This window comes from Micromonospora profundi, from assembly GCF_011927785.1.
GTDB classification, from domain to species: Bacteria; Actinomycetota; Actinomycetes; order Mycobacteriales; family Micromonosporaceae; genus Micromonospora; species Micromonospora profundi.
In genome coordinates, this window is sequence record NZ_JAATJK010000001.1 from 5,313,503 (window position 1) to 5,338,751 (window position 25,249).

Consider the following 25,249-nt stretch of genomic DNA (forward strand, 5'->3'; position numbering starts at 1 on the left):
GACAGGAGTGTCATGAGCGAATCCTTCGGTGCCACCATGCTGGAACCGCACACCCCCGTGCACCTGCCCTCCGCACCCCACGTCATCACCCGCGGCGAGGGCGTCACCGTCTGGGACACCGACGGCCGCGCATACCTCGACGGCGTCGCCGGCCTGTGGTGCGTGACGCTGGGCTACAGCGAGCCGCGGCTCGTGGAGGCCGCCACCCGGCAGTTGTCCCGACTCCCCTTCTACGGCTCGTTCAACCACCGCACCAACGACGTCGCGCTCGCCCTCGCCGAGGACATCGCCGACATCGCCCCGATCCCGATGGGACGCACCTTCTTCGCCAACTCCGGATCCGAGGCCAACGACAGCGCCATCAAGTTCGCCTGGTACTACCACCAGGCGTTGGGACGGCGGCAACGCCGCAAGATCCTGTCGCACCGGTGCGGCTACCACGGCACCACCACGGCCGCCGCCTCCGCCACCGGGCTCAGCCACATCCACGCCGGATTCGGCACCCCGATTCCCGGCTTCCTCCGGGTGCACTGCCCGGACCCGCTCTCGCCGGTCGCCCGGGACCTCGGCCCGGAACGCCACGTCGACTGGCTGGTCCAGGAGCTCGAGGAGCTGATCGCCGAGGAGGGACCGGAGACCATCGCCGCGTTCATCGGCGAGCCCATCCTCGGCGCGGGCGGCCTGATCATCCCCCCGGCCGGCTACTACCAGCGGGTACAGGAGGTCCTCGCCCGCCACGACATCCTGTTCATCGCCGACGAGGTGATCACCGGCTTCGGCCGTACCGGCTCGATGTTCGCCACCACCGAGTTCGACCTGCGCCCGGACCTGATCACCGTAGCCAAAGGGCTCTCCTCGGCGTACCTGCCGATCTCGGCGGTGCTGGTCGGCGAGCGGGTCTGCGCCGCGCTCGCCGAAGGCTCGCAGGAGTTCCAATCCTTCGGGCATGGCTTCACCTACTCCGGCCACCCGGTCGCCGCGGCCGTCGCCCGGGAGACGATCGCCATCCTCCGCGAGCGGGACATCCCCGGCCGGGTCCGGGCCGCCGGCACGGTCCTGGCCAACGCGCTGGACAAGTTCCGGGGCGCCGACGGCATCCGCGACGTCCGTGCGTACGGGCTGCTCGGCGCCGTCGAGGTCGATCCGGCGTTCTTCGGCCTCGGCACCGGGCAGGTCGGGCCGGCGCTGTTGGAGGCCGCCGCCGCCGAAGGGGTGCTGCTGCGGGCCATGGGCGACACCATGGTCTTCGCCCCGCCGCTGATCAGCTCCGACGACGAACTGGAACGCATGGTCGACCGGCTGGCCACCGCGTACGAGCGGTTCCGCCGGGCCCGCCACGTCGAGCCCGCGGGTGCGGCGGAGTAGGGGCGGGCATGGGCATCGGCATCCTGGGCACGGGCGCGTACCTGCCCGAGCAGGTCGTCACCAACGACGACCTGGCGCGAATCGTCGACACCAGCGACGAATGGATCGTCTCGCACACCGGCATCCGGCAACGCCGCCGCGCCACGACCGACACCAGCAGTTCCGACCTGGGCATCCTGGCCGCCCGGCGTGCCGTGTCGGCGGCTGGTCTGAGCACCGAACAGATCGACGGCCTCGTCGTCGCCACCTCCTCGCCCGACCAGGTTCAGCCGGCCACCGCGTGCCGGGTGCAGGCGGAACTGGGTCTGATGACCGGGCCGGCGTTCGACGTCTCGGCGGTCTGCGCCGGGTTCGTCTACGGGGTGGCCGTCGCCCATGGCCTGATGTGCGCCTCCGCCCAGTACCGGCGGATGCTCGTCACCGGCTGCGAGGTCTACAGCAAGATCCTGGACTACCAGGACCGCACCTCGTGCGTGTTCTTCGGCGACGGTGCCGGCGCCGTCGTCCTCGGCCAGGTGCCGGACAGGTACGGCATCCTCGGCTCGCACCTGACCACCGACGGGACCCAACGGGACGTCGTGGGCATCCCCGCCGGAGGTACGACCGAACCGGCCAGCGCCGAGACGGTCGCCGCCCGCCGGCACTACTTCCGGATGGACGGGCCACGGGTCTGGGACTTCGCCACCACCGCGTTGCCGGTCTCCATCAAGCAGGCGCTGGCGGTGGCCGGACTCGGTGTGGCCGACGTCGACCTGCTCATCACCCACCAGGCGAACGCCCGGCTCATCGACGCGGTCGCCCACAGCCTCGGCATGCCCCGCGAGAAGGTGCCGACGACCGTCGAACGGTACGGCAACACCGCCGCCGCCTCCGTACCGATCACCCTCGACGAGGCGGTGGCAGCGGGCCGGCTGCGCCGTGGCGACATCGTCGTCCTCGCCTCCGTCGGCGGCGGCATGACCGCGGGAACCGTCGTCCTGCGCTGGTACTGACCATCCACAACCGACCGGAGTCCCGATGACCATCACCCTCATGCCCGAGGCCACCCCCGGCGTACGCCAGGAGCCGGCAACCCCACGCCCAGCCGTCGACTTCAACCGGATCGCCGCCCGATGCGTGTCACCGCGCGCCGCCTACGCGTACGACGCCGAGATCCTCGACCGCGTCTCCTGGCGGGACATGGCCGACCACGGGCTGTGGCGGATCGGCGTACCGCCCTCGCTCGGCGGCGACGGCGGTAGCTGGCTCGACCTCGCCGAGGCCCTGGCCGACATCGCCCGGGGCGGCCGCGACCTGGGCTTCACCCTCTCGCTGATCGCCCACGCCGGCTTCGTCCGCGCCCTGGTGGAGCACGGCACCGCCTGGCACCACCGCACCGTGTTGCCGTCGCTGCTCAACGGCGCGGTCGGCGCGACAGCGCTCACCGAGACCCAGGGCGGCTCGGACGTCGCCCGGATCCGAACCCAGGCCCAAGCCGACGGCGACGGCTGGGTGCTGTCCGGTTCGAAGGACCACATCACCAACGCCCCCGTCGCCGACCGGGCCCTCATCCTGGCCCGGGTACCGGAACTGGGTCGCCGGGACATCACCCTGTTCGTGCTGAACCTGCACAGCCCCGGTGTACGCCGGGGTGACCCGGAGCGGCTGCTGGGGCTGCGGACCAGCCCCACCGGGGCGCTGCACCTCGACGACGTGCGCCTGCCGGCGGAAGCGGTGCTCGGCCGGCCCGGCGACGGACTGTCCACCCTGTACGACATCATCAGCTTCGACCGCGCGCTGTACGGCCTGGTCGCCGCCGCGTACCTGGAGCCCCGCCTGGACGAGGTGGTGCGCTACACCCGGGAGCGGCAGGCATTCGGCAGTCCGATCATCGACCACCAGTACGTGCAAGGCCGGCTCACCGACATCCGCATCGCGATCGAGGTGTCCCGGGCCCTCGCCCTCGCCGGCATCGAGGCTCTGGTGCGCCGCGACCCGCAGGCCTCGCTGCGCTGCTCGGTGGCGAAGCTGCTCGGCTCCGAAGGGCTCGTCGAGTCCGCGCAGAACCTGATGCGGCTGCGGGGGCACCTCGGCTACATGCGGGGCGACACCACCCGCGACCTCCAGGACGCCCTGGGCACCCTGATCGCGGGCGGGACGTCCGAGATGCAGCGCAAGAACATCCTGAACCAGATGCTGAGCAACCGGGGGCGGTGAACGATGCGACCGATCGACGTCGGGACGAGCGCCACCCACACCCACGTGGTGCAGGCCGCCGACTGCGCGACGAACTGGGGTAACGACCTGCCGGTACTGGCCACGCCGGTGCTGCTCTGGCTGGCCGAGATCACCGCCATGCGGGTGGTCGAGGACCACCTGGCCGAGGGCGAGATGACCGTCGGGTACGGCCACACCGCCACCCACCTGGCCGCCACCCCACAGGGCTGGACGGTACGCCTGCACGCCCGCCTCACCCGGGTCGACAAAAAGCTGCTGCACTTCGAGGTGACCGCCGAGGACGACCGGGACGTCGTCTTCACCGGCGAGCACATCCGCGCGGTGGTGGACCGTGCCCGCTTCGTCGAGCGGCTGGACAGCAAGGCACTCGCCGGGCCGGTGGCGCGATGAGCAGCACCGCGGTGGCGTCCCTGCCCCCCTCGACGGCGACGGGGAACCGGCCGTTCACCAGGCTGTGGGGCGCGTTCGGCGCCGGCACCCTCGCCGACGGGATCTACCAGGTCGCCCTGCCCGTCGCCGCCCTGCACCTGGGCGGCGGCGCGGGCAGCGTCGCCCTGGTGCTGATGGCCGCCCGCGCGCCATGGCTGGTCGCCTCCCTGCATGTCGGCGTGCTCGTCGACCGGGTCGACCGACGTCGCCTGCTGCTGCTGGTCAGCGGCGTACGCTTCGCCGTCCTCGCGTTGCTCGCCGTGCTGCTCACCGCGGGCTGGGGCAGCATCGCGGCGCTCGCCGCGGTGGCACTGACCCTGGGCGTCTGCGAGACGATCTTCGATACGGCGTTGCACAGCAGCACCCCCCGGGTGGTGCCCGGTGAACGGCTGGAGGCGGCGAACAGCCGGTTGCAGGCGACCGAGACGGTCGCCAACCGGTTCCTCGGCCCAGCCCTGGGCGGCGTGCTCGCCGGCGCGGCCACGGCCGCCGCCTTCGGCGCCGTCGGCGCGCTGTACCTCGCCGCGTTCACCGCCCTGCTCGGCCTGCGGATCCCGCACGTGCCGCCGCCGGCGGCCCGGGAGAGCGTCGGCCGGGCATTGCGCACCGGACTGACAGTGTTGTGGCGGGACCGGCCCCTGCTGTCGTACGCCCTCGGTGGCTGCGCCGTGAACTGCGGCTTCGCCGCCTACTACGTGGCCCTGCCGATCCTGGCGCTGGAACCGGGCGGGCTGGGCCTGACCGCCGGCGGGTACGGCCTGCTGCTGGCCGTCGGCGGCATCGGCGGCCTGCTCACAAGCATGGCTTCGCCGGCTCTGGCCCGTCGGTATCCCGTACGCCGCTGCATCGCCGCCTCGGCAGTGCTGCTGGCGGCCGGGCTCGCCGTGCCCGCCGTGACCGATCAGGTCCCGCTGGTCGCCCTCGGTGTCGTCGCCACCGGCGCCGTGGTGCTGATCAGCGTCGTCACCGTTTCGTACCGGCAGCGCGCCGTGCCCGACGAGATGCTCGGCCGGGTGACGGCCGCCTACCGGATGTTCGCGTTCGGCGGCCTGCCGCTGGGGTCGGGGCTCGCCGGCCTCATCGGCGGGTTCGGCTCGTCCCGCCTCGTCTTCCCGGTCGCCGGCGCCCTCGTCGTGGTCGCCGGGGCCGCCATGACCCTGGCCACCCCACGAGAGAAGGTGCCCGCGACATGACCACCGACCAGTTGGCTCCCCCCACCACGACCACTTCCCTTGCCGACCTGCCGCCCTCGGTGTGGGCGCTGATCCGCACCAGCCAGGATCTCTACCTGCACGAACGGTGGCTGCGGGTGGAGCAGGACGCGCACCCGAACGCCTCCTTCCACGCCTGGACGCAGGACGAAGGCCACGCCGCGTACGCTCCCGCCTACCGTTTCGACGCCGACGACAACCCGTGGGCCGCCAGCCGGCTCGATTTGTTCCTCGCCGCCCACGCCGACCTGGAGACCGGTCCCGCCGTACTCCCCAACTACCTGCTCGGCGGCCGGCGGCCCGGGCACAGCCAGATCCTCTGCGACGCCCCCGCGCCGCGTCGCCGGACACTGCTGACCCAGGTGGTGGGTGCCGCCGCGCAGGCCGCCGCCGCAGCCGGCGCGGCCACCCTCGCTGCCCTCTACTGCGATCGCGACGACGAGGACCTGGCCGCCGCGTTCCGCGCGCACGGCGCCGTCCGCCTCCCCTCCCCAGGCCTCAACGTGCTGCACCTACCGGGCACCAGCTTCGACGACTGGCTGGCGTCGATGCCCAACCGGCGGCGCACCAACGTCAACGCCGAGCGACGCAAACTCGCCCACGCGGGCGTCACCATCGAACTGCGCCCCCTCACCTCCGACGATCTCGACGAGATCCTGCCGCTGGAACTCGACCAGTACGAGAAGTACGGGCACCACTACCGACACACCGAGGCGCGGGCGCTGCACGAGGCCTACCTGCGGCACCTCGGCGAGGACGCCCTACTGGTAAGGGCACACCTCGACGGCCGCCTCGTCGCCTTCGCCTCCATCGTCCGGCACGGCCGGTCGGCGTACATCCGGCAGGGCGGCTTCGACGCGGTCGCCAGCGACGGCGCGCCCGTGTACTTCGGGACCGTCTTCCACCAGCCGATCGCGTGGGCGTACCGGATGGGAGTGGACAGCATCGACCTGTCCATCTCGGCGGACGCCACCAAGCAGCATCGGCGGGCGGTGACCCGGCCACGGGACGCTTGGGTGGTGCCGATGACCGACGAGGCCGAGCGGGCGCTGCGCCGGTGGCCGGGCATGGAGCAGGTTCAACGGTGAGGTGACGACGTACGGGGCTGCTCCACGTTCATCGTTGTCCTGTTCCCGATGGAGGGCTGATGCTGGCTCCGCTGCGGCATGGCGCGTTCCGATGAGCTTCCGCCTGTTGGTCCACTCCGCAACCGGCTACGTCCCACGATGACGGTCGAGGCTGATAGCCGGAGGTCACCAGCAGGCCGGCGCCGGGCCGGGCCGGCGCGGCGGTTTGCGGGCCGCGTTGACGTGAGCAGGTCAGCGGCGGCGCGATCGGGCACGCAAGCCCCGGGAGGCGGGATAGTGATCGTTAGTCACGGCTCTGAACTGGTGCCCCCGGCAGGATTCGAACCTGCGACACACGGTTTAGGAAACCGATGCTCTATCCCCTGAGCTACGAGGGCGCGAGGGCCTAGTCTAGCGACCTGCGGGTTGACCCGGGGTGGCAGGGAGTGGCCCGCGTTGACCTGCGCTGTCTCGGCCGGCCGGGGTGGCCGATGACCACACGCGATGCCCGTCTTGCTGCCGCCAACCGAGGCGCTTCTACTCTGGTCAACCCAAGCCGGATATGATCACGACTTTGCCGGGGCCCTGGCCTACTCCCGAATCGCCTGATCCTGGTACCGGCTGGGCTGGGCCGCGGCGCTACGGGAGGCCATGTGGCCAGATGCTGCGCTGGCACCCATCGGCTCGCGCCGGCATCGCCCACACCTGGCTCGATGCACCTTGCTCGACGGACGCGCGCCCCCCGTTATCACCAGCGTGTAACTGGCGCGGAAGAACAGGGCAGCCTGCGTCGGCGGTACAAGAAATGCCGTCGCCCAGGATGCGCCCGGGCGACGGCATTCAGTGCTCGGCCAATGGTCAGGCCGTTATCGCGGGCGACCTAAAACGTGACTGGAACGATGCCACCAAAGTCCTCGAATGCGGTCGCGAAGTCCTGGAAGATCATCAAAGAAGGGCGATTCACTCCGACGCCGATCGTAGTACCCTTGGCGATCGCCTGGTTCTCATGAATCGAGTACACCGGCCCGCCGCTGTCGCCGGGACGAGAGCCTTGCAAGCCAGATCGCTGCTGCGCCTCGACAGCACCCCGGCCATCTGTGTGAAAACCCCTCACGATGAGGTCGCAGAGTTCGTCGCCGGTGTCTCGGGCAGTTGCCTGGCCGGACTGGCAGAGGTACTCCCCTACGAAGGTGTGCTCCCAGCGGCCGACCGGCCTGGAGTCACCACAGTTGTAGCAGCCGGAGTAGATGTAGGCGTCGGCCCTCGAGGTCGGTACCAGTGCTACGTCGTGCACGTGTTGCCATGGCCCCATGTAACCGATGAGAGCGCCGGTGCCACTTTGGAATCGATCTCCGGGAATTCCACAATGTGCTGCGGTCAGGATGTACTGGGCGCCCGCGGAGTTGCGGACACCGAATCCGGACGTGCAACTACCATTCCCCCGGTATGCGTTTACGATCCTTGCGCCTCCAGCCCACGGAGGGATATCGGTTCCGCGGTCGATCGTTTGTTTGATGGGCCCCTCGTCGACGATCGTAAGTGACACACCGACGTCCGGCAGTGAAGCTGCACGGTCGGCGGTCGCCGACGCGGCGGCGGAAACGATCAGGCCGCTGCCGTCGGGCTGCGCCTTGATCGCGTACAGGTCTTCGGGTTCGCCCCGCCAGTTCGCCTCGATCTGCCGTGAGGCGTTGCGCAGCTCGGCGATCGAGTACGCGGCCGAGTGAACCTGCACTGGCGCTGTCTCCGACGCCTTGTTCACGACGCGGCGCACGGTCGCCGGCACCGCACCCTTCCAATACAGGTCGACATGGTCGGTATCGCGCAATACGATGCTGGCGTACTGCGAAGCGTACCCGCGACGCTCAACCTCGATTCGTATGGCTTTGGCCGCCTCAACCAGCGGGTGCTGCCGCCGCATGTGCTCGAGACCCGCCGTTGAACCATCTGATTCTCTGCTATCGGCAACGGTACCGGTGCCCTTAACCTGGCCCTCGCCCTCGCTGGCGGTAGCCGGGAGCACGGCCAACGCGGTGGTCAGGGCTAACGCGGTCAAGACTGCCGCAATTGCGACAGGCTTCCGGCCGCGTGACAACGTCACTGTCATAAGTTCGATCTCCCAAGGTGCCCAGAATGAAACCGGCGGTTCCACCCAGCGATCACACGATCGCTTCCTTTGTGGACACCTGTTGCGACGCGGACTCGACAGCATGGTTCACACTGCGGCGACCCAGACAGGATGGGCCAGGTCACACATCATCGATGTGAGCTTCCCGCTTTGACGGAGCGGTGATTACCTGCCGCTGGCCGGGCAGGGGTGACGATATCTGGCCCGGTTGCCGGGCCTGGCGGGTGTGCCAGGCGCAGGGCCCCGGCAAAGTCGTGGGGTGCCCGGCTTGATTTGGTTGGTGTAGAGACGCGCCCTTGCTGGTGGTAGCAGGGCGGGCCTGACCCGTTCAGATGATCATCGAGGTTTCTACGCTTTGTCGATCGTCCGAAGTGAGCCATGCCCGCTTTGCCATCAGCGCTGATCTCGTCCGTGTCCGACGCGTCGGTGACCGTACTGAGGGCGGTGCGGGCGGCGGTGCGGGTCATGATCGCAAGCAGCACGGTCGCTACCGCCACGTGCAGAGCACCGAGGATGACCCGGGTCGCGACGTCCATACCGGAGGCCGTTAGGGGCGCAAAAGACACCAGCAGGGACCCCGAGCGCGGTGATCGTCCAGACGAGCCGCGCGGACCGGGGCAGCACCCGCTCCAGGAGAGCGAGCAGCGCCCAGCCAGCCAGGGCGGCGGCGAGCGCGGCGATCACGACCGGAGTAAGACCGATTTCCAGTCTTTCCCGCCCGGGCGGCCCACCGGTGACGGTCAGCCGGTGCCCCAGCTGCGGGACGGCGACCATCCACAGTGCTGCGGCCATGCCAACGGCTCCGACCACACCCCAGATTCGGTGGCCGCGGTTCACGCGGCAGCGGACGCAGGATCGACCACGCCGTGCAGGAACACGTCGACCAGCGTCTCGACCAGGGTCTCCGCGCCCCCGTGCCGATTGACCGCGTCGGGGCGGCGATATAGCGGCGTACGATCAGAATGGTGCGGGTCCGCGGCCTACCAACGACATCAATACCTGCGTGGCGAGTAGCTTGCGTATGCCGGTGACGTCGACTGTCCCCACCCGATCGTAGGGCAGCTCCAATTGCAGCCCCTGGACTGCGTTGCGAAGGTCTGTCGTGATCTCGTCCGGACGGAACGTGCCGCCCCAGCCGTTGAGTCCACCGCGGTAGTTGGTACTGAGGGAAGCCATGCCGGAGATGCAGGCACCGTCGACCAGGATCAGCCTCGCAGGACCGGAGTAGGTCGTCGTCATAGTCATCAACCCTTCAGGATGTAACGCCGTACACCCCGGGTCCCGACTGTCTGAACGTCATCAGGAGGTAAGGCGTCGAGTCCGATCATGGCGTGCTCCACCTGACCGCGACCGTACGTGCCTCGACCGTCAGCCCGGCGGCGAGGCGGAATCCGGCTCGTTAGAGATAAGGGTCGATGCTTGGCAGACTAGCGCCCGAGGTCCGAATCGATCCAGGGAGGAGAGCACGGGGCCAATGCTGAGCTGGCTCCACACCGAGATGACCGGCCTTCTGCTGATCAGACGGTTTTCGCGATGGCGTGGTGAGCGCATGAGACGCCGAACGGCGGCCCGCTGAACCAGTCGGGCCGCCGCTCACAGAATGTGGATCAGAGCGGGCGGATGTTCTCCGCCTGCGGGCCCTTCTGGCCCTGGGTGACGTCGAACTCCACCTTCTGATTCTCGTCGAGGCTGCGGAAGCCGCTCGCCGAGATCGCGGAGAAGTGGGCGAAGACGTCGGCGCCGCCGTCGTCCGGGCTGATGAAGCCGAAGCCCTTGTCGGCGTTGAACCACTTCACGGTGCCTGTGGTCATGTCTGCTCCTTCGCAGGCTGTTAAAGGCCGCACTGTGCGGACCCTTACGCCGCCGCGTTGATCACCCGCGTCGAAACGACACGAAAAACGAAAAGCGCCTGGATGGGTTTCAGATGCCCCATCAGGCGCCGGAAAACGTCTACGGAAATCAAAACTGCAACTCGGTTACCGTAGCACATGATCCGTCGTCGATCCGATGCGGTGTGTGGACCTGGCCACTGAGTTTGCTTCCCTGCGGAGGCGCGCCGGGATCCACTCCGCGCTCGGCGAACCCGGCACGCCTGGCGATCGTGGACGCGCTCACAGTGGGTGACGCCGCTCCCCTCGACGAGATGCGCGGCCTCCTCACCGTCCTCGACGCCCTCCACACCGCAACCGGCACCGGCCGCGCCGAACGGGCTGCCGCGGCGACCGCGTGTCGCAGCGCGGTCACCCGTGCAGCGGTGATCTTTTCCGACAACAACGCCACGTCGTCGGCGCCACGAGCGGTGCGCCACCCGGCACCCACGTCGTCCGTCCGCCGCTGCCCATGGTCGGACCCTGCCGGCCGCCGGTGCCCGCGCGCGCGGGCACCGGCGGCCGGCCACGAACAGCAACATCCCGGCCGACGGCCGGGATGCGAAGAGATGCGACAAGCAGGAGTACGGGCTACCAGGACCGACCCGGGGACGGGGGACTCTCGCTCTGGCGGGCGGCCGGCTCATCGCCCGACGACCTCAGCCGGGAGCGGGCCGGCCAGTCTGCCGCCACACCCTCACCGGCACCGCCGGCGGCCTTACGGGTGTCCACACCGAACAGCACCCGACCGTCGACGTCGTCCGGCATGAACCGCACCGGACGCAGGGTGACCCATGTGGTCTCGGCGACCCGAGACACCTCCCTCGACCCGTAGATCATCATGCCGAGACGACAGAAGCGGTGGACCCGCACACGAACTCACCGTGATCCTGCCCTCGTTCACCAGCCGATCGACGGTGTCAGCTGCAACGATGCACGACGTGGGAACTATGAAGAGTGCGACGCCCGCCATCTCGCCCCTCGCCGGCGAGCCGATCGATCGCGCCGATGCCGAACGGCTCGCGGGAGTGCTCAAGGCGTTCGCCGACCCGGCCCGGCTGCGACTGCTCAGCCTGATCCAGTCCGCACCGCAGGGGGAGGCATCCGTCAGCGACCTCACCGCGCCCCTCGGACTCTCCCAGCCGACCGTCAGCCACCACCTGCGGATCCTCACCGAGGCCGGCCTGCTCGAGCGTGACAAGCGCGGCGTCTGGGCCTACTACCGCCTCGTGCCGTCCGCCATCGCCGCGATCGCCGACCTGCTGACCCCACCCCGCACGCGAGCAACGAAAAAGACCCGCTGACCAGTGCCAGACGCGCCGTCGATCAGTTGCCAACTCTCGGCAACAAGCTCGGTCGGAGACCACACCTGACATGAGGCTGCCATGAGCCGGCGGGGCACTCGGACGTCGCCGAAGCAGCGAGGCCGCGAGCCATGCAGAAGTGGCACTGAGCAGCGTTTATACCCCTCTGCTGATCTTCAGCAGGCGATCACAGCGGCGCGCGCGTGCGACTGGGCAGGAGGCCCGAAAAGAGAGAAGCCGCAGGTCATCAGCCTGCGGCTACACGCGGGGCGTCGGGTTAGGAAACCGATGCTCTATCCCCTGAGCTACGAGGCGCGAGGGCACAGTCTCGCGACCTGGGGTGGCAAGGGGTGGCCCCGCGTTCACCCACGCTAGCCGCATCCCTGTTCTCCCAGCCCAGGACCACACCCGGAGCAGGTTCTGCGGGTGAGGGGCGGTGGGACTACGAGAAACGAACCGGAGAATCTGTCGGGTTGTCCGACCCGATGCCTACGATCAGGCGATGATCGACGCTACGTTGCTTCAGGCCGGTGCCTGGCGTCCGTTCGTCACCGCGCTGCGCAGCAGCATGCCGCCCGAGGCAGCAGAGGCCGAGTTCCGCGGCACGATGGCCCCGGGCGCGTTCGGCGGATCTATCACCTACGACGGCGACCACCGCCTCCACGGGCTGGGCCTGGAGCGAGGTGAGCGGCCGACGGACATGCTCAGATCGCTGGCCGGGCTGACCGGCGGACAGGCCGTCGCGGTGCGCGGCGTCACGACCCGCTCCGGGGCGGCGGTGGTGAGCATCGTCCCGAGCGCGCCGCAGGTTTCGTTCGGGATGGGCAGCGATCTTCTGGAGAACGTGCACCTGGTCGCCGGAGCACACCCGGAGCCGTACCGCCGCGAGCCGACCCGCTACGACGTGGCCGTTTCCGCCGGCGCCGACGCGGCGACCGTCAACGCGCTGGTCCGACATCTGCTGCCGGACGCACGGCCGGCCGAACCGTCGGAGGTGGCCGGGGCGGAGGCGGACCTCGGCGTCGCGCTGCCTGACGACGTCCGAGCGCTCTATTTCGCCGCAGCCGAGGGCACCCTCGTCCTGCAGCCTGCCGACCAGGAACGCTTTTATGGAATGCGAATCGTGCCGCTGGCCGACGCCGCCGCCCGAGCCTACCTGGAACCGCAGGCCCGATACCTGTCCTGGACGTACGGCGCGACCGAGGTCGTCGCACCCGACCCGCACGGCCGGGTGCAGCCGCTGGCGGCCTCGCCTGCATGGTTCGTCGTCGGAGACGACGGCGGCGGAAACCTCTACGTCATCGACCTCGCCCCCGGGCCGCAGGGGACGTTCGGCCAGGTGCTGTTCGTCGACCACGAAGAGTCGGCCGGCGCCCGCTGGCTGGCGCCCTCGCTGACTGAGCTGCTCACCGAGCGGCCCGCCACCCTGGCGAAGCTGGGTCCGGAAGGCGGGCTGCTCTTACGGGTCGGATCGCGCACCAGCAAGACGCTCGCCGATGTCCGGCCGGAGACCGAGGTGCTGTACGTCAGGGCCGGAACGGCGCCCGCTGACCTGTCCGCGCTGGCCGGCCACCGTCGGCTGCGCACCGTGGTCACCGAATCCGCCGTCGTCGCCAATCTTCCGGCCGTCAGCGAGCTGCCCGCGCTGGAATACCTGCGGCTCGACGTCGCGGGCTGGCAGCAACTGCTGCGTGCCGGGCAGGTCCCTCCGAGCCTGCTGGCCGCCGGCCTGAGTGGCCGTGCCGGCTGGACAGACACGGTCGAGGTGGTCAACGGTCTGCTGGCGGCCTGGAAGCAGGAACCGATCCAGGTGATCGACATTGCAATGCAGCTCTGATCGCCGGCCGGCGCTGCTCACCTCGTGTCGAGGAAAGATGGGGCCAGGCGCACGCATCTGCCGCCATGACGGCACTCCTGCGAGCAGCGGATCGACAGGGGCAGCGGGCTTCGAACGCCGGCTCACATCACGACGCGGACGCCGGGCCAGTGTTCGGCGGGGCGATGGCGGGCCAGTCGCTGCCGGGAGATCTCGGGGCTGACCCTGGTCGGGTTGCGCCGCCACACTCCGTCGAGCAGGTCGTCGAGGCCGTGCGGCGCACACACCGCGATCTGGTCGTACGCGTCGAGGCGGATCGCCACGGCGGTGGCGTACTCCGGCCAGGTGGCGACCGCGTCGGCGATGGTGCGCAACGGCGTCACCGGGCCGCCGCCGAACTTGGCCGGGTACCAGGTGTGCACGGCGGCTTGGTTCTTCGCCTCCCATGGCGGCTCCGGCCAGGCCATCACCAGCTGCTGGGTTGCCCGGTCATCGTTGTCGCGGCTCAGGTCCGTCGGGTCGTGGAAGACGACGTCGATGTCCCGCACCAGCGAGGGGTCGAATCCATCGCCGTACCGCTCGCCCCAGACCAGGTCGCGGATGGCGCCGGCGCCGATCCATGCGTCAGGCAGGCCGGAGTCCCGGACGGCGCCCAGCGCCCGGATCAGCCAGGGGCTGCGCTGGACCAGGTCCCGCAGTTCGTCTTCCCGCATTGTTTCCCCTGGTTGCCGCAGTTGGGATTGCTGGTCAGCCAAACATTCGGCCTACGAGGGCACCCTGACCGGACTGCAGGACGTGCGCGGCCCGTAACAGTATCCAGAAGCACTCGAACCGGGTGGCTCCTGCTCGCCGTCGTGGTCCTCTCGGCTTGCCCGGCCGCTGCCGCGACGGCTGGACGGGGTGACCGAGCGGGAACGGGAGGTACTCACGCTGATCGGAGCGACTACCTCGAAGTCGTCGCCCTCGTCACCTGCCTGTACGACCAGTTCGGGTTCGACACCGTGGACAACAGCCCGCTGAGCGAGACGTGGCGCTCCGCTCCCGGCACACCGCGTGGAACCATTCCGTGCCCGGGCAGAGCCGCGAAGAGTTGGTCGCCAACCTGAAACGAGCGAGGCCCGTGATTATGAGGTGACGCCGCGCGACAGCGCGACGTGTCGAGCAGCCTCGCCGCGGTGGGGCCCGCCGAGGACGTACGACCGTCAGACGTGAAGAATCCGGTCGTAGTCGTCGTCGTACCAGCCGTCCATGTTGTGCTTCTGGATGACTCCCGCGACGCGGGTCAGCATCAGCACGTCGTAGTTGAAGGTCAGGGCCGCATCCTCGGCCCTGGCGGCGAGGACCCTGGCCACTGTCGCCAACATGTGGGGCTTGCCCTTGTCGACAAGAGTGTCCTTGCGCATGTAGAAGCTGACGTCGACGTAGGTCTCCGGCTCCCACTGCCACAGAGCGCCACCGTCGTCCTGGGCACCGTAGTAGCCGTGCCGGCCGCCGGTGATGTCCACGACGTACCCGTCCTCGTCGTTCAGGTCGGCGCTGAGCATCCTGCCGCCGGACGCCGTGGACGTCTCGACCGCTCCGGGAGCAGCCAGCTCCGCCACCTGATCGAGTGGGATGTCGCCCGCCAGCGTCAGCTGGTACTCGACAGCCATCTGCGCCCCTTCATCAGTCTCGCCGAACGAGCTGAATGATCGCACCGTCGCGCATTACGGCCGCCAGTTCCTTCAGCCGCTGTCGAAGGCGGATCACCGTGCTCGGAAGGGGTGGAGTTGGCCGATGGATGACCGCCAGCCTCGTCAGTTTCCCGACGCCCCCAACTGCCGCGCCTGCGCGATCGCCACGTCGATGGCCTGCCCGGCCCCTCCGGTACGCGCAACGACCTGCATCAGGACCTGCTTGACGGCATCCAGCGCCTGCAACAGCGGCCCGGGCTGCCCGCCCTGCAGGACCACTGTGACGAGCTGCTGCGCCTCGCCGATCTGGGTGATGGCCCCGGCCGCCGCCTCACGGGCGGCATCCACTGCACTCCGCACCGGCGCCAGCCCGGCGACCGTCTCCTGCGCGCTGGCCTCGTTCGGCACCGCCGCGGTGGCCTTCGTCGCCTCACCGATCGACCCGGCAAGACTTCCCAGGCCGCCCTGGACGCCCGCGATCGCGTTGCGTATCCGGGTCACACCTGCCGCCACGGCGACGAAGCCCGCGCCCGCCGCTCGCAACGCCACCTCCTGCGCCTGGCTGTCGGCGGCGGCCACCAGCCCCTGCGCGCGTTCGACCCCCGCCATCAAGGCGCGGAGTTCACCGGTGATCTTCTCGATCTGCGACACGTGGCCAGCGCCCCCAGACGACGACAGTGAAGGTGCTCGAAACCCGAACCTACCGGCACCGGCCCCGCGCCGCCCGGCTGGACGAGCCGCCGAAAAAGTATGGCCAATCCTGCCCTTGGCGGGGCAGACGTACCTCGGGACGGGAGCGGGCCCGGCGCGGAGGGTGCTCCTCCGCGCCGGGCCCGCCGTGGTGTGGGGTCAGGCGGCCGCGCAGGTGGCCGCACCCGGGCCGGTGCCGGTGCCCTGGAAGCCGAAGTTGGTCGACTGGCCGGCGCCGACCTGTCCGTTGTAGCTCACGTTCGTGAACCGCACGGTTCCGCTGTTACCGCTGGCCTGGGCGCTCCAGGTGCTGGTGACCGCAGCGCCGCCGGGCAGCGTGATGGTCACGGTCCAGCCGTTGATGGCCGCGGAGCCTGCGGTGACCGTCACGCTCGCGGTGAAGCCGCCGGGCCACTGGTTGAGCACCACCGAAGCGGAGCAGCCGTTACCGGTCGGCGGCGGCGTGGTGGGAGGCGGCGTGGTGGGGGGAGCCGTCGTCGGCGGCGGGGTGGTGGGGGCAGCGGTGGTCGGCGGCGGGGTCGTCGGAGGAGCGGTCGTCGGCGGCGGGTTGGGCGCGCCGTTGGCCAGGCTGAAGGCCAGGTCGGGCTGGAACGAGCCGGCCGTGTAGCGGCAGCCGTCCGCCTCACCCGGCGGCTTCACCCAGAGGTACGCGTCGATGTTGCTGTCGCCGGTGTTCGTCGTCGGGTACTGCCCGATGCGCCGGTCGGTGTTGTCGTCGCCGCACCAGTCACCGCTGGCGCCACCGTTGCGGCTGGTGTCGATGACCTGGCGCTTGCCCGAGAGGCCCATGCCGTTGAGGGCGGAGATGACGGCCCGGCCGAAGTTCGCCTCGCTGGAGGTGGAGTTGTAGTTCGACACGTTCGTGAAGAAGCCGTCGGCGTACTGCACGCCGGCCGCGCGGAGCCGGTTTGCCGTCTCACCTGCGCTGTTCCAGGTGGAGTGGCCGCCGTCGAGGTACACCTTGGCGTTGGGGTTGCCCGACTTGATGGTCCGGGTGGCAGTCGTGATCGCCTGGTTGCGCGCGTTGATCTCAGCGCTGCTCAGGCAGGTCAGCAGGGCGAGCGAATCGGTCTCCAGGATGATGATGACGGTCTGGTTGCCCAGCCCTCTGGAGAAGTTGGACACCCACGTCTGGTACTGGTTGAGGTCCGGTGCCCCGCCCGCGCTGGCCCCGCCGCAGTCCCGGTTGGTGATCTCGTATACCGCCAGCACCGGGATCTGCTGGGCCGCGTTGGCGGCGCTGATGTGCTCGGAGACCTCGGCCTGCACTGTCGACGGGTTGAAGTTGGCGAACCATCGGGCCTGCGGCTGACTCGCGATCTTGTCGCGGATCACGGCGGTACGCGAGTCGCCAGGGTTGGCGGCGACCCAGCGGACGACAGCCGACGTGGGGTCACGGTAGAGCGATCCGGACAGCGTTCCTGCGGAGGCGCTGCCGACGGCGAGGCAGGCCCCGACGACGGCGGCACCCGCGACGGCAGCCACGCTGGCGGCCACCGATCTGCGGCGTAGCGAGGACAGGGTAGCCACGACGTGTTTCCTCCTGATCACATCGATGTATCTAAGTTCATGGGAGCGTTTCCATGGACGGTAGCGGAGGCGCGCCCCGCTGCCAAGGTGTGCGGGTACGTCGCAACGGAAGCGACGGTCGTTGACGTCATGGCTCGCGCCAAGCGCGACGTGGCGCTCGCGCCGGGCCGGCGGAATGCCGTCCGGCGGCCGGCTCACCTGCCTCTGTTGAGGCCCACGATGGTGCCGTTGAGCACTGTGGCGAAGAGGGTCCATGCGGCGTACGGAGCCAGTGCGGCACCGGCCAGGCGGTCCGCACGCGCGGCGCGGCCGAGCAACACCAGGTTGGACGCGTTGAGCGCGGCGATCTCGGCCAGCGCGGCGGCGAGCTTGCGGGCGCCGAAGAACAGCGCCATGTCGGATGAATCGCCGCCCGCCGACCGCCGGAAGGTCGGTTCCGGGTACGTCTCGATGCACAGATCCTTCATCAAGTCACCGAGGTTCGTAGACAATTTTCACACCCTTCGATAGCCTCCAAACAACAGCGATGATCGTCGATAGGGAGGTTCCATGCGACCGCACCTCCCACGGCAGAGCCGGCACCGGTCACCGACGCGGTGACGGCGAAATTCCTCGGCTAAGCCGACGCGGGCACCGCCCGAGCGGCCGGCGCGGAGCGAACCAGGGTCATCGTGACCCGGACTAACGGCCGGAGGGCCTTCGGCACTGCGGTGCTGCTGGCGGACCGGTGGAACCGCCCCAGCGAACCCACCCATCTCGAAGAAGGCTGCCCGATGATGAAATCTCTCCGAAAGCGCGGGGCGATCGTCGCCTTCGCGGCGGCCGCACTGGTCGCGACCACGGGAGCGCCGCCCGCCGGCGCGGTGCCCCAGGACGACTTCGCCACCCTGGCGAGCACGTCCACGTTCCCGCTCGCCGACCCCGACACCGTGCTGGCGAAGGACGGCTCGTACGTCACCTACGGCACCACGGTCGGCGCCGGGACCGGCGCGCGCTGCGGCGCCACCGGCAAGCTGTACGTGCCCGTCCTCGTCCACGGCTCCGGCAACAGCGTCGGCATGACCAACTGCGCGTCGCACGACGCCCTGCCCTCCGGCCCGGGTGGCTGGGCGGAGCCCGGCGGGTCGGTCTGGGCACCCGGCGTCGCACGCTTCGGCGACCGGTTCTTCATGTTCTACACGGCGTCCCGGAAGGGCTCCGGCCAGAAGTGCATCGGGCGGGCCGTCGCCGACAGCGCCCGTGGCCCCTTCCAGAACCAGGGCGAATGGGCGTGCCCCGACGCGGGCCGGTGGGCGCTCGACGCCAACCCGTTCGTGGGCGGCGGGAACCTGTACGTCACCTATCGGGACGACGCCATCACCACCGGCGCGGGGACCGGCATCTCCACCGTGCGCACCGACGGCGAGGGACGCGCGATCTGGGACACCCGGCGGGACATGCTCAAGAGCGCCGACATCACCTGGGACTCCGCCAAGATCAACGGCGGCACCCACGTGGTCGAGAACCCGTCGATGTGGAAGGAGGCCGACGGCAGGTGGTACCTGATGTACTCGGGCAACAACTGGGACAGCGCCCGATACTCCACCGGCATCGCGAACTGCGGCACGACCCCGCTGCCCAGCTCCCGCTGCACCCCCATCCGTGAAGGTGTCACCCGTCCGTTCTTCGGCTTCACCGGCACGGCCGGGCTGAACCCGATCCGGGGCCTGCCCGGCAATCACCAGGGGCCCGGCGGAATGGACGTCTTCCGCGCCGCCGACGGCACCGCCCGGGTGGTCTGGCACTGGTGGGACGGCGGCCCCCGGTTCCCGATGACAGGCGTGCTGACCCGCCCCACCAGCGGCTTCCTCGTCTCGTAGTCAGCGATCCCACACCTCACTCGCCCGACGGACAGTCCCCAGAGAGGATCGAATGAATCCGATAAGCAGACGGCAGGCCCTCGGCGTCGCCGGTGGCGTCGTCCTCGCCGGCACCACCGGTGCCTTCACCTTCGCCGCACCGGCCGGCGCGGCGACCGCCTGGCGCGACCTCGGCGTCGTCACCGCCAACATCGGCCGCACCAACCTCGGCCAGCGCAAGGCCGCGATCACCGCCGTCCGGAACGCTCTGCGCCTGACCGGCCCCGAGGACCTTCCCCTGGTCGGCTGGCAGGAGATCGGTGAGGGAGACGGCGACACGAAGGAGAAGGGCTGGATCAACGGCCAGTTCGGCCCCCGCTACCGCAACGTGCACCTGGACGACGGCGGGCACCGCGTACCCATCTCCGTGCCCCGGGTGTACGACGTGCTCCGCGCCGACGTCACGCCCGTCCACGAGGGCAAGGCACATGTCTCGCCGAACCGCGTCATCTCCGAGGTTCTCCTGGCCGCGCACGACGACGCGGCCCTTCAGTTCGCCTTTCTCAACACGCACTTCGTCGCCGGCGCCCACAACGGCAGGACCGATCCGGAGGAGGCGTGGCGCAGGAACCGGTGGGCCCGCCACTTCGACGTCCTCCACGACCGGATCGCCAGCTGGAACGCCCGTGGCTACCCGGTGATCTGGACCGGTGACACCAACCGCGACCCGATGCCGAAGCTCTTCCCGGCGAAGGAGACGCGCGCCTTCGCTACCGGCATCGACCAGATCGGCTGGCTCCAGGGCACCAACGGGGTGCAGATCCAGCTCCGCAAACGCAAGGTCATCCCCATGAATGTCGACGGCCACGATGCCCGCGTGGCGGTGCTTCAGCTCCGCCGCGCCTGATCGACAGTTCGCGGACACGCACGTGCCCGGCGTCCCCAGGGGACGCCGGGCAGGGCCGGCAGGGCGACGATCACCGACCTGCGCCGATGATCAGGGCTGCTAGTTTCCTGGACCATGGACGACACCCCTCGCTGGTACCGCCCGCAACCCAATGGGTTGCTTCTGATCGGCACCGCTACCGCACTGTTCGGTTACCTGACCCCGTGGTTCCGTGGCAGCCCTCGCCGCCAGTGGTGGTACTCGGGTTGGGGCTACCTGGAGAAGGAGGGCGGCTGGACCTGGTGGGTAGTGGTGTTCCTCGTGATCGCCATCTGCGCCAGCCTCTGGGCCGGCCGGTCCGTGGAACTCGCCCTGTTCGCCGCCGGCGCGACGGTGGCCGGGATGTTCCTCGCCGGTGCCGTGGTCGCGGTGAGCCTGGGCACGCTGCCGGAGCGCACCAGCATCGACTGGGTCGGTGAGCTGCCCTTCGGGATGGGAATGCCACTGATGGCCATCGGATTCGGAACCGCGATCGCCGGTGCGCTGGCTGCCGTTCGCCGTGACGGTGAGTCGTGATGATCGTCCGCGTCAACGACTGTTGCGCGCCGTGCCGACCTCACGGTGCGACTATCGTTCTGGCATGGTGATCGATCCGTCCGCCGCCGTCGCTGCCGCCTTCCTCGCGGACGGGCCCGCCGAAGGCGTCGACCTCAGCCTGTTCGGGCAGTTCGCCGGGTCCTGGTTGTTGGACTGCACCGAGTACGACCCCGAGGGCACCTCCACGGTCCGTCGAGGCGAGTGGCACTTCGGGTACGCGCTAGGCGGGTCGGCAACCACCGATGTGTGGATCCTGCCCGGCGTCGAGCACGGCGTCAGCCTGCGATTCCCGGATCCCACAGCCGGTGCGGGGATTTGGCGCTCGACCTGGGTGGGGCCGGGCCGACGTCGGACGCACACATTCCTGGCCTCCCGCGTCGCCGACCAGATCGTGCTCGACGGTGGCGATCTGCGCTGGACCTTCTCCGACATCGAGGCCGACGAGTTCCGCTGGCGCAACGAGGCACGACAGCCCGACGGAGCCTGGCGAGTCCAGCAGACGTTCCAGGTGTGGCGGCAACGCTGACGCGGCCGCGCAGTGCCGACGACGCGGGACAGGCCAGGTCAGACCCGCGATGACGAAGGGTCGTCCGATGTCGACAGCCCGCCGGCCAGCCGGTCGCGGCAGAAGTCCCGGAACGACCGGGGCGGCCGGCCTCGCCTATGCAGTCGGGCTGGCCCCCCGAGGCGGCCGAGCAGGCGGGTTGCGGCCCAGGGAGCTCAGCAGTTCGTCCAGCAGTTCCAGCTCCGCCCACCCGTTGACGGCGATCTGACCGGAGGCGTCGACGCTGATCTCGATGCGGTCGTGCTCGCGTCGCACGTCGTCGAGCAGGTGCGGGAAGCGGTCGCTCAGCGCGATGAACTCCTGGTTCGCCGACCCCACCCACGGCCGGACGGTGTCGATGCGGTCCCGCAGGAACGGGCCGGCGACGAGCAGATCCGTCTCGCCGAGCAACGCGGCGACATCCTCACGGCCCTCGGCGACGGCCTCCCGCAGCTGCTCGCTGGTGTAGCCGGTGAAGGTCATGACCGACCGACCGGCTCGGCGTACAGCGGTCGCGACCTCGGCAAGCGCCGCGGCTTGGTCGAAAGGCTCCCCGCCCAGCAGCGTCAACCCGTCGGTGCCGGTGTGGAGGATGCGGGCTGCCAGGTCGTCCGGTGCAAGCCCCTCACCGCCCCGAAAGGTCCACATGTGGGGGTTGAAGCAGCCGGCGCATCGGATCGTGCAGCCCTGCACCCAGACCGCCGTGCGCTCGCCCGGTCCTTCGGCCCGTGTCGACGCGAGGAACCGTGCTACCGACACCAGCCCCGATGCGGAGGGAAGCGGGCGGGGACCGCCATCAGACATCGAGTACGCGGCCGTGGGGTAACGGCGGCGACTGGGCGGGCGGCGACCCCGGGTGCGGCGGTGCGCAGGTCAGCAGGTGCCTGACGTGGGCGAACTCGTGCGGGGCCAGGTTCGCCGCCGTGGCGAACTCCTCCACGCTGCCGAAGCCCCGGCGTGCCTGCCGTTCGGTCATCACCTGGTGCACCCGGGCCGGGTGGAAGTTCGGGAGCGCGGCGAGCTGCGCGGGTGTCGCGGCGTTGACGTCGATCGACGGGGGCACTGCCGCAGTGCCTGCGGGCTGCGGTATCGCCGCTGGTGCCTGCTGCGTCGCCGCCGTGGGACCTGGGCCGTAGTAGGTGTCGGGGGTCGGGATGACGCCCGCCACCGCGGGCTGTGCGGGCGTCGGCGGGTAGAACGGTGCTCCCGCCGGAGCCGGAGGATAGGGGCCGCCTGTCCAGACGGGCGGCGGTGCCGTCGGTTGCGCGTACCAGGGCACGTGGTTTGCCTGCCACCGCAGCCAGGCCGAGTTGATGAGGCAGGCGTGAAAGATGCTCGCCACCCAGATCGCTAGAAGTGCGCCGGCTGCCCAGCCGCCCACGGTGGTCCGCTTGCCCGAACCGTCCAGGAACACGAACGCGCCGATACCGGCAGCGGCATAGACGATGCCCGGTATCCACCAGGTCGCACGTCGGGCGCGGAGCCCCACGTAGAGGAAGCCCGCTCCTCCCAGGCAGCCCATACCGACCAGGGGAAGCAGCAGCCACCAGCTGTGCAGGATCCGCCACCACAGGCTCGCGCCCGGGTTCGCGGGAGGCGGTGGAGCGGCCCACGCCCCGTTAGGCACGTTCGACATCGAGATCTTCCTGAAGGTTCCGCGCGTTCACGGTGGTCCTGGTGTAGTCGGCGGTGTATGCGCTCTCCACGGTGCGCGCGTCGAGTAGATCTTCCAACACGCTGATGTAGTCGAGACAGCCGCTACCCACCACACCTCTGGTCTCGGCGCTCACGATGCCGTCGGTCGCCACCGTCAACACGATCTGCGGCTTCTCCGTCATGACTGCCGCCCCTCGACCGCGAAGACCATCCGTACGCTCGCATCGTCGGCGACGGTCTCGGACTCCAGCCGAAGTCCGGCGGCCGGAGCTCGCTCCCGGAGCCGGTCGAGGACGGCGCGCTGGACCTGCCGCCCGTATCCGGCGTCCACGGCGCGGATGATGTCGACGGCTCGCTGCTCATCGACCTCACCGGTCAGGTGCGCCGACCACACGTCGTTCTCTCCGCGCTGGAAGTTCGCCTGCACGCGGTCCCAGGCCGCGACGATCCCCTGGCCGTCGACGGTGACGACCGCGTCGGTCTCACGCAGGGCAGCGGTCAGCAACACCTCGTCCCGCATCCGTGTCTGCACCTGGCAGATGATGTGGCCACGTTCATCGCGGTCGGCGGTGGCGCCGCGAACGGCGGCGACGGTCGCCACGGCCAGCGGCACGAGCAGCAGTGAGACGCTCAAGGGACCAGCCCTCTCGTTCGCGAAGGGAGCATCAGAATTCGACTGATCTTTCACCGCCGCCACGAGGTGGCGGATCGCCTGGTCGGTTGGCAACGGTGGGCGGATTGGGTGTGCCGGCACGCCCACGCAGGTCCCAGTCCTCGGCAGCAGTGGCCGCGACAGTGCGTACCTCCGCCCAGGCGCGAATAGCCGCAATCCGCTCCGCCTGGGTCACGCTCAGCGGCACCATGTTCGCCACACCGCGCACGAGGTCGTCCTTGCGCAACGGGCGTCGCTCCGAGAAAGCGTCGAAGAGACCGGCGATCACCGCCTGCTCGATCTCCGCGCCCGCATAGCCCTCGCTCAGCACGGAGAGTTCCTTGAGCAGAGGGTCGTCGACGGTGAGGCCACCGGCGACAGCGGGGCGGGTCAGGCGCTTCGCGATGTGGACGGACCAGATGGCAACGCGCTCGGTGCTGGTCGGGAGGTCAACGAAGAAGATCTCGTCGAAGCGTCCCTTGCGCAACATCTCCGGTGGCAGGCTCTCGATGTTGTTGGCCGTCGCGATGACGAAGACCGGCTTCGTCTTCTCCTGGAGCCAGGTGAGGAACGTACCGAAGACGCGTGACGAGGTGCCCGAGTCGCCGCCGCTGGCACCGCCCGCCGGGAAGCCCTTCTCAATCTCGTCGACCCAGAGGACGCACGGTGAGGTCGCCTCCGCCGTCCGGATGGCGTTGCGGAGGTTCTGCTCGCTCGACCCGACGAGCCCCGAGAAGACCCGGCCGACGTCCAACCGGAGCAGCGGCAACCCCCAGGTCGCGGCGACGGCCTTCGCCGTCAACGACTTCCCGCAGCCGGGTACGCCCGTGATCAGCACACCCCGGGGCGCGGGAAGCCCGTACTCCGCCGCCTCCGCCAGCCAGGAATTGTCCCGCTTGGCGAGCCACCGCTTCAGATTCTCCAGCCCGCCCACGTCGGCCAGGTCGACGTTGACGTCGACGAACTCCAGCAGCCCTGACTTGCGTACCGTCTGCCGTTTCTCCTCATGCACCACCGCGATGTCGTCGAGGTCGAGCACGCCGTCGTTGACCATCGCGCGGGCGAAGGCGTTCTCGGCCTCCTGGAGCGTGAGGCCAAGGGCCGCCTTCGCGAGCCGTTCCCGGCCGATGTCGTCAAGCCCCATCTGTATCCGGCCGCTGGCACAGTTGGCCGCGATCATCCCGTCGAGCACCAACCGGATCTCCGCGTCGCTCGGGAGCGCGAAGTCGACGATGGTGATGTCCTTCTCCAACTCGACGGGTATCCGCAGCACGGGAGAGACGAGCACCAACGCGCGAGCGACCGGACCGGACTTGAAGGCCACCGCCACGTCCCGCAGACGCCGGATCACACCCGGGCTTCCGGGCCGTTCACCACCTCCGTGCGCCGGGTGCAGGTCCTTGAAGATGAGCACGCTGGGTTCGTCGATCCGAAGCGCCGCGGTGAGCGCGTCCTCCGGGTCCGTCGTGCCTTTGCGCGGGTTGCCGTCCGGTTGTACCAGCCCTTCCGTGGCTGACCATGTCCACACCGACCGGGGGGTACGCACGAGGTCCGCGTCGCGGGCCACCGCCGTCACCTCCTGGATGACCCGGTGCTCCTCGTACGACTCGACGTAGAGGATGGGAAAGCGCGCCTTGAGCAACTGCGAGAGTGCTTCACGGAACGTTGTCGCCATCGCCATCGCCGACTCCCCCTCACCAGGCCGGCCGACTTTAGCAGTGCCCGCGAGGCCTCGATCAACGAAATCGCGGCACCCG

At 69.7% G+C, this 25,249-nt stretch carries 27 protein-coding genes and 1 tRNA gene; 12 read left to right on the forward strand and 16 right to left on the reverse strand.

Going from position 1 to position 25,249, the window contains the following annotated elements; translation table 11 throughout:
* Nucleotides 1–12 precede the first annotated feature (12 nt).
* Genes F4558_RS23480 through F4558_RS23505 form a run of 6 tightly spaced genes read left to right on the forward strand, consistent with a single transcriptional unit; the run spans nt 13 to nt 6,310 of the window.
* Nucleotides 13–1,365, forward strand: a complete 1,353-nt coding sequence (locus F4558_RS23480; protein ID WP_209273375.1) for an aminotransferase — start codon at nt 13–15, stop codon at nt 1,363–1,365.
* A gap of 8 nt (nt 1,366–1,373) precedes the next feature.
* Nucleotides 1,374–2,357: a 3-oxoacyl-ACP synthase III family protein gene (locus F4558_RS23485; RefSeq protein ID WP_167945993.1), complete on the forward strand. Its 984-nt coding sequence runs from the start codon at nt 1,374–1,376 to the stop codon at nt 2,355–2,357.
* Between the two features lie 25 nt (nt 2,358–2,382).
* Complete coding sequence (locus tag F4558_RS23490; RefSeq protein WP_082377635.1) at nt 2,383–3,561, forward strand: acyl-CoA dehydrogenase family protein; 1,179 nt, start codon at nt 2,383–2,385, stop codon at nt 3,559–3,561.
* A 3-nt stretch (nt 3,562–3,564) separates the two neighbouring features.
* On the forward strand, nt 3,565–3,972 hold the full coding sequence (locus tag F4558_RS23495) for a thioesterase family protein (RefSeq protein ID WP_167945994.1): 408 nt from the start codon (nt 3,565–3,567) through the stop codon (nt 3,970–3,972).
* Nucleotides 3,969–5,204: an MFS transporter gene (locus F4558_RS23500; RefSeq protein WP_053659100.1), complete on the forward strand. Its 1,236-nt coding sequence runs from the start codon at nt 3,969–3,971 to the stop codon at nt 5,202–5,204. The genes F4558_RS23495 and F4558_RS23500 overlap by 4 nt, the downstream gene beginning before the upstream one ends.
* Nucleotides 5,201–6,310, forward strand: coding sequence for a GNAT family N-acetyltransferase (locus F4558_RS23505; RefSeq protein ID WP_167945995.1), 1,110 nt, complete (start codon nt 5,201–5,203; stop codon nt 6,308–6,310). The genes F4558_RS23500 and F4558_RS23505 overlap by 4 nt, the downstream gene beginning before the upstream one ends.
* Nucleotides 6,311–6,611: 301 nt before the next feature.
* Here F4558_RS23505 and F4558_RS23510 read toward each other — a convergent pair.
* The 6 genes from F4558_RS23510 to F4558_RS31315 form a co-directional block, all read right to left on the reverse strand.
* Nucleotides 6,612–6,687: transfer RNA gene (locus F4558_RS23510), tRNA-Arg, on the reverse strand.
* A 482-nt stretch (nt 6,688–7,169) separates the two neighbouring features.
* Complete coding sequence (locus F4558_RS23515) at nt 7,170–8,396, reverse strand: chymotrypsin family serine protease (protein ID WP_167945996.1); 1,227 nt, start codon at nt 8,394–8,396, stop codon at nt 7,170–7,172.
* 414 nt (nt 8,397–8,810) lie between these two features.
* Entirely contained in the window at nt 8,811–9,254 is a 444-nt protein-coding gene (locus F4558_RS31775) for a DUF6069 family protein (protein ID WP_376767567.1), read from the reverse strand.
* A 120-nt stretch (nt 9,255–9,374) separates the two neighbouring features.
* Nucleotides 9,375–9,656, reverse strand: coding sequence for a hypothetical protein (locus F4558_RS23520; RefSeq protein ID WP_245241353.1), 282 nt, complete (start codon nt 9,654–9,656; stop codon nt 9,375–9,377).
* A gap of 368 nt (nt 9,657–10,024) precedes the next feature.
* Nucleotides 10,025–10,228, reverse strand: coding sequence for a transcription antiterminator/RNA stability regulator CspE (cspE, locus tag F4558_RS23525; RefSeq protein WP_043326981.1), 204 nt, complete (start codon nt 10,226–10,228; stop codon nt 10,025–10,027).
* A 648-nt stretch (nt 10,229–10,876) separates the two neighbouring features.
* The gene (locus F4558_RS31315; protein WP_197281625.1) at nt 10,877–11,062 is read right to left on the reverse strand and encodes a hypothetical protein; all 186 of its coding nucleotides are present in this window, start codon (nt 11,060–11,062) and stop codon (nt 10,877–10,879) included.
* A gap of 155 nt (nt 11,063–11,217) precedes the next feature.
* On the opposite strand from F4558_RS31315, the gene F4558_RS23540 reads away from it, so the two are divergent.
* Both F4558_RS23540 and F4558_RS23545 read left to right on the forward strand, forming a co-directional pair.
* Complete coding sequence (locus tag F4558_RS23540) at nt 11,218–11,589, forward strand: ArsR/SmtB family transcription factor (RefSeq protein WP_053659088.1); 372 nt, start codon at nt 11,218–11,220, stop codon at nt 11,587–11,589.
* Between the two features lie 502 nt (nt 11,590–12,091).
* Nucleotides 12,092–13,426 carry an SMI1/KNR4 family protein gene (locus F4558_RS23545; RefSeq protein ID WP_167945998.1) on the forward strand — a complete coding sequence of 445 codons (1,335 nt, stop codon included), beginning with the start codon at nt 12,092–12,094 and terminating at the stop codon, nt 13,424–13,426.
* A 122-nt stretch (nt 13,427–13,548) separates the two neighbouring features.
* Here F4558_RS23545 and F4558_RS23550 read toward each other — a convergent pair whose 3' ends face one another.
* The 5 genes from F4558_RS23550 to F4558_RS23575 form a co-directional block, all read right to left on the reverse strand.
* Complete coding sequence (locus tag F4558_RS23550; protein ID WP_167945999.1) at nt 13,549–14,118, reverse strand: nucleotidyltransferase family protein; 570 nt, start codon at nt 14,116–14,118, stop codon at nt 13,549–13,551.
* 489 nt (nt 14,119–14,607) lie between these two features.
* Complete coding sequence (locus F4558_RS23560; protein WP_167946000.1) at nt 14,608–15,057, reverse strand: SitI3 family protein; 450 nt, start codon at nt 15,055–15,057, stop codon at nt 14,608–14,610.
* 144 nt (nt 15,058–15,201) lie between these two features.
* Nucleotides 15,202–15,729 (reverse strand): DUF6244 family protein, encoded by a 528-nt coding sequence (locus F4558_RS23565; protein ID WP_167946001.1) that lies wholly within the window; start codon nt 15,727–15,729, stop codon nt 15,202–15,204.
* Between the two features lie 198 nt (nt 15,730–15,927).
* A complete protein-coding gene (locus F4558_RS23570) occupies nt 15,928–17,319 on the reverse strand; it encodes a glycoside hydrolase family 6 protein (protein ID WP_167946002.1) in 1,392 nt (463 codons plus the stop codon).
* A gap of 194 nt (nt 17,320–17,513) precedes the next feature.
* A complete protein-coding gene (locus F4558_RS23575) occupies nt 17,514–17,786 on the reverse strand; it encodes a tryptophan-rich sensory protein (RefSeq protein ID WP_245241354.1) in 273 nt (90 codons plus the stop codon).
* Between the two features lie 309 nt (nt 17,787–18,095).
* On the opposite strand from F4558_RS23575, the gene F4558_RS23580 reads away from it, so the two are divergent.
* The 4 genes from F4558_RS23580 to F4558_RS23595 all read left to right on the forward strand — a co-directional run bounded on the left by F4558_RS23580 (nt 18,096) and on the right by F4558_RS23595 (nt 21,166).
* The gene (locus tag F4558_RS23580) at nt 18,096–19,178 is read left to right on the forward strand and encodes a family 43 glycosylhydrolase (RefSeq protein ID WP_231640171.1); all 1,083 of its coding nucleotides are present in this window, start codon (nt 18,096–18,098) and stop codon (nt 19,176–19,178) included.
* A gap of 52 nt (nt 19,179–19,230) precedes the next feature.
* Nucleotides 19,231–20,064 (forward strand): hypothetical protein, encoded by an 834-nt coding sequence (locus F4558_RS23585; RefSeq protein ID WP_167946003.1) that lies wholly within the window; start codon nt 19,231–19,233, stop codon nt 20,062–20,064.
* Between the two features lie 114 nt (nt 20,065–20,178).
* Nucleotides 20,179–20,619, forward strand: a complete 441-nt coding sequence (locus F4558_RS23590) for a hypothetical protein (protein WP_053659072.1) — start codon at nt 20,179–20,181, stop codon at nt 20,617–20,619.
* 64 nt (nt 20,620–20,683) lie between these two features.
* A complete protein-coding gene (locus F4558_RS23595) occupies nt 20,684–21,166 on the forward strand; it encodes a hypothetical protein (protein WP_167946004.1) in 483 nt (160 codons plus the stop codon).
* Nucleotides 21,167–21,301: 135 nt separating this feature from the next.
* Here the strand turns inward: F4558_RS23595 and F4558_RS23600 are convergent, their stop codons facing one another.
* Genes F4558_RS23600 through F4558_RS23620 form a run of 5 tightly spaced genes read right to left on the reverse strand, consistent with a single transcriptional unit; the run spans nt 21,302 to nt 25,173 of the window.
* The gene (locus tag F4558_RS23600) at nt 21,302–21,943 is read right to left on the reverse strand and encodes a 4Fe-4S single cluster domain-containing protein (protein WP_312877389.1); all 642 of its coding nucleotides are present in this window, start codon (nt 21,941–21,943) and stop codon (nt 21,302–21,304) included.
* A 37-nt stretch (nt 21,944–21,980) separates the two neighbouring features.
* A complete protein-coding gene (locus F4558_RS23605; RefSeq protein WP_167946005.1) occupies nt 21,981–22,820 on the reverse strand; it encodes a ComEA family DNA-binding protein in 840 nt (279 codons plus the stop codon).
* The gene (locus tag F4558_RS23610) at nt 22,804–23,022 is read right to left on the reverse strand and encodes a DUF2997 domain-containing protein (protein ID WP_053659064.1); all 219 of its coding nucleotides are present in this window, start codon (nt 23,020–23,022) and stop codon (nt 22,804–22,806) included. The genes F4558_RS23605 and F4558_RS23610 overlap by 17 nt, the downstream gene beginning before the upstream one ends.
* A complete protein-coding gene (locus tag F4558_RS23615) occupies nt 23,019–23,474 on the reverse strand; it encodes a hypothetical protein (RefSeq protein WP_053659062.1) in 456 nt (151 codons plus the stop codon). Before F4558_RS23615 ends, F4558_RS23610 begins: the two co-directional genes overlap by 4 nt.
* 31 nt (nt 23,475–23,505) lie before the next feature.
* Nucleotides 23,506–25,173, reverse strand: coding sequence for a Ycf46 family AAA ATPase (locus F4558_RS23620; RefSeq protein WP_245241355.1), 1,668 nt, complete (start codon nt 25,171–25,173; stop codon nt 23,506–23,508).
* Nucleotides 25,174–25,249 lie beyond the last annotated feature (76 nt).

Excerpts from the sequence above, each read along its gene's own strand:
- F4558_RS23515 (WP_167945996.1), bottom strand. The coding sequence starts at position 8,396 with ATGACAGTGACGTTGTCACGCGGCCGGAAGCCTGTCGCAATTGCGGCA.
- F4558_RS23595 (WP_167946004.1), top strand. The coding sequence starts at position 20,684 with ATGGTGATCGATCCGTCCGCCGCCGTCGCTGCCGCCTTCCTCGCGGAC.
- F4558_RS23545 (WP_167945998.1), top strand. The coding sequence starts at position 12,092 with ATGATCGACGCTACGTTGCTTCAGGCCGGTGCCTGGCGTCCGTTCGTC.
- F4558_RS23550 (WP_167945999.1), bottom strand. The coding sequence starts at position 14,118 with ATGCGGGAAGACGAACTGCGGGACCTGGTCCAGCGCAGCCCCTGGCTG.
- F4558_RS23520 (WP_245241353.1), bottom strand. The coding sequence starts at position 9,656 with ATGACGACGACCTACTCCGGTCCTGCGAGGCTGATCCTGGTCGACGGT.
- F4558_RS23560 (WP_167946000.1), bottom strand. The coding sequence starts at position 15,057 with ATGGCTGTCGAGTACCAGCTGACGCTGGCGGGCGACATCCCACTCGAT.
- F4558_RS23610 (WP_053659064.1), bottom strand. The coding sequence starts at position 23,022 with ATGACGGAGAAGCCGCAGATCGTGTTGACGGTGGCGACCGACGGCATC.
- F4558_RS23540 (WP_053659088.1), top strand. The coding sequence starts at position 11,218 with ATGCACGACGTGGGAACTATGAAGAGTGCGACGCCCGCCATCTCGCCC.
- F4558_RS23590 (WP_053659072.1), top strand. The coding sequence starts at position 20,179 with ATGGACGACACCCCTCGCTGGTACCGCCCGCAACCCAATGGGTTGCTT.
- F4558_RS23580 (WP_231640171.1), top strand. The coding sequence starts at position 18,096 with ATGAAATCTCTCCGAAAGCGCGGGGCGATCGTCGCCTTCGCGGCGGCC.
- F4558_RS23605 (WP_167946005.1), bottom strand. The coding sequence starts at position 22,820 with ATGTCGAACGTGCCTAACGGGGCGTGGGCCGCTCCACCGCCTCCCGCG.
- F4558_RS23620 (WP_245241355.1), bottom strand. The coding sequence starts at position 25,173 with ATGGCGATGGCGACAACGTTCCGTGAAGCACTCTCGCAGTTGCTCAAG.
- F4558_RS23485 (WP_167945993.1), top strand. The coding sequence starts at position 1,374 with ATGGGCATCGGCATCCTGGGCACGGGCGCGTACCTGCCCGAGCAGGTC.
- F4558_RS23490 (WP_082377635.1), top strand. The coding sequence starts at position 2,383 with ATGACCATCACCCTCATGCCCGAGGCCACCCCCGGCGTACGCCAGGAG.
- cspE (WP_043326981.1), bottom strand. The coding sequence starts at position 10,228 with ATGACCACAGGCACCGTGAAGTGGTTCAACGCCGACAAGGGCTTCGGC.
- F4558_RS23500 (WP_053659100.1), top strand. The coding sequence starts at position 3,969 with ATGAGCAGCACCGCGGTGGCGTCCCTGCCCCCCTCGACGGCGACGGGG.
- F4558_RS23505 (WP_167945995.1), top strand. The coding sequence starts at position 5,201 with ATGACCACCGACCAGTTGGCTCCCCCCACCACGACCACTTCCCTTGCC.
- F4558_RS23480 (WP_209273375.1), top strand. The coding sequence starts at position 13 with ATGAGCGAATCCTTCGGTGCCACCATGCTGGAACCGCACACCCCCGTG.
- F4558_RS23495 (WP_167945994.1), top strand. The coding sequence starts at position 3,565 with ATGCGACCGATCGACGTCGGGACGAGCGCCACCCACACCCACGTGGTG.
- F4558_RS23575 (WP_245241354.1), bottom strand. The coding sequence starts at position 17,786 with ATGAAGGATCTGTGCATCGAGACGTACCCGGAACCGACCTTCCGGCGG.
- F4558_RS23585 (WP_167946003.1), top strand. The coding sequence starts at position 19,231 with ATGAATCCGATAAGCAGACGGCAGGCCCTCGGCGTCGCCGGTGGCGTC.